The sequence below is a fragment of the Bacillus sp. S4 genome, assembly GCF_040838205.1.
GTDB lineage: Bacteria > Bacillota > Bacilli > Bacillales > Bacillaceae_G > Bacillus_A > Bacillus_A cereus_U.
Map to the genome: position 1 here is coordinate 1 of NZ_JBFPJI010000434.1, position 2,378 is coordinate 2,378.

Consider the following 2,378-nt stretch of genomic DNA (forward strand, 5'->3'; position numbering starts at 1 on the left):
GTAATTAAATTAGAAAATGAAGCGCTCCAAAAACATGGAGAAGAAAATTTAAAAAGAAAAAATACACAAATTATAGTTTATGAAGATGGGAAGTATATTGAATTAATCTATAACACATCTTCTGGAGATAAAGTGGATAGAGTATATAGACTTAATAAAGATGAAGCATATGAGGAAATTAAAGAGGTGGGCAAAGAATTAGATTATAAAAAGACTGATTATACAGAAAATGTAGGTTTGAAATAAAAGCAACACCATTATTCTCAATATAAATAGAGATGTTGCTTTTATACACTGGTAGTTTAATCAGCAATAAGACTATTAGTATATCAGTTTAAAACCATGATAGATTGAAGATTCAAGCAGCTGTTTTAAAATGTTTTCCACATATGTCGGGTGTAGATGGAGCGGACGCGATCAACTTGTTTGGAGAGCATACGGCGTTAAATAAAGAGGAACTTAATAAACTTAGAGAAAAGATGAATGCATATTATCCTAAAATGATTTTTGGTCTAGTTTCATAAATTACTTGCAAACGAAATCCCCTTATCCTTCCAAAGTAAACCAAGAGGAGGTGATTCATGTATATGCAGTTAATGGAATATCACTTGCCACTTTAATTTTCTTTTAATATAATTAATTTAGAATTTTTAAATATTCTAAATTTTATAAAGGTGGGATTTGTGTGAATCTCGTTCAATCTTTGGCTGAAACGGCAAAAAAGAAGGGGGATAAACCGGCGTACATATTTATGGATCAGTCGGTCTCGTATGACCAATTAAACAAAGTAGTCACTAGGTTTTCTAGCAATTTAGCAAAAATGGGCATTGGAAAAGGGGACAATGTCGCATTAGCTGTAGGTAATTCACCACATTTTTTAGTAGGTTTATACGGAACAATGAAAGCCGGAGCAACTGTCATTCCGATTAATCCAATTTATACAGCAGACGAAATACATTACATATTACAAAATGGAGATGTAAAAACAATCATCGTACTCGACGTCCTTCTACCTGTTATACAATCTCTTACAACAAGACTTCCTTCACTTGAAAATATCATCATATGCGAAACCTCATCAGATTTTAACCATATAGAAACCGAAAAAATGAAAACGTTTACTAGTTTTATAGGAAATGGAGATGTAACTTACGAAGGTCCTGAACTAGATGAAGAAGATGTAGCTGTTATTTTATACACTTCAGGTACAACTGGAAAGCCAAAAGGCGCTATGTTAACGCATAAAAATTTATATAGTAATGCTAGCGATGTTGCGTCATATTTACAATATACTGCGGATGATCGCGTCGTTGCGGCACTGCCGATGTTCCATGTGTTCTGTTTAACAGTTGCGGTAAATGCGCCGATTGTGAACGGGGCAACAATTTTAATGTTACCGAAGTTTAGTCCGAAAGAAGTATTTCGCATTTGTCGTACGTATGAACCAACGATTTTTGCGGGTGTACCGACAATGTATAATTACTTATATTTATTTGAAGAAGCAAGCGCAGAAGATGTGAAGACACTTCGGCTTTGTATTTCAGGTGGTGCATCGATGCCTGTTGCGCTTCTGAAAAACTTTGAACAACGTTTTGACGTTATCGTTTCAGAAGGATACGGTTTATCAGAAGCATCACCAGTTACTTGTTTTAATCCGTTAGATCGTCCTCGTAAACCAGGTTCGATTGGTACAAATATTTGGCACGTAGAAAATAAAATTGTGAACGAACTTGGGGAAGAAGTACCTGTTGGTGCAGTTGGGGAATTAATTGTTCGCGGACCTAACGTTATGAAGGGTTACTATAATGCGCCAGAAGATACTGCGGCGACAATTAAAGATGGCTGGCTATATACAGGTGACTTAGCGAAAATGGATGAAGAAGGTTACTTCTATATCGTCGATCGTAAAAAAGATATTGTTTTAGTTGGCGGTTATAACGTATATCCTCGTGAAGTAGAGGAAGTATTATATACTCATGATTCGGTAGCTGAAGTTGTCGTAATCGGTGTTCCTGATGAAAACTTAGGAGAAGCAGTGCGAGCTTATGTCGTTCTGAAACAAACGAGCGTAACAGAAGAAGAGCTTACGCATTACTGCACGTTACATTTAGCGAAATATAAAGTGCCAATGAGTATTGAGTTTTTAACAGAATTGCCGAAGAATACAACTGGTAAATTGTTAAGAAGAGCTTTGAGAGAGAAGGCATTGCAAGTATAAAAATAAAGATATCCATCTCTATGACTACATGTTTAGAGATGGATATCTTTTTGTTTTTTAGAGTTGACTAAGCTATAAGTCCATATATTTAACGTATTATCCGATAGAAGTCTCCTTCCTCAAGCGTGTGAAGGACGATAGCAAAGCGGTAGGTGGGAGA

General features: G+C 35.7%; 2 protein-coding genes. Both read left to right on the plus strand.

Annotated features, from left to right (window positions below):
• Positions 1-246: hypothetical protein (locus AB3X48_RS21230; protein WP_367959911.1), on the plus strand; the 246-nt coding region annotated here is incomplete at its 5' end.
• A 439-nt stretch (positions 247-685) separates the two neighbouring features.
• A complete protein-coding gene (locus AB3X48_RS21235; protein WP_016104123.1) occupies positions 686-2,218 on the plus strand; it encodes a fatty acid--CoA ligase family protein in 1,533 nt (510 codons plus the stop codon).
• Positions 2,219-2,378: the final 160 nt, after the last annotated feature.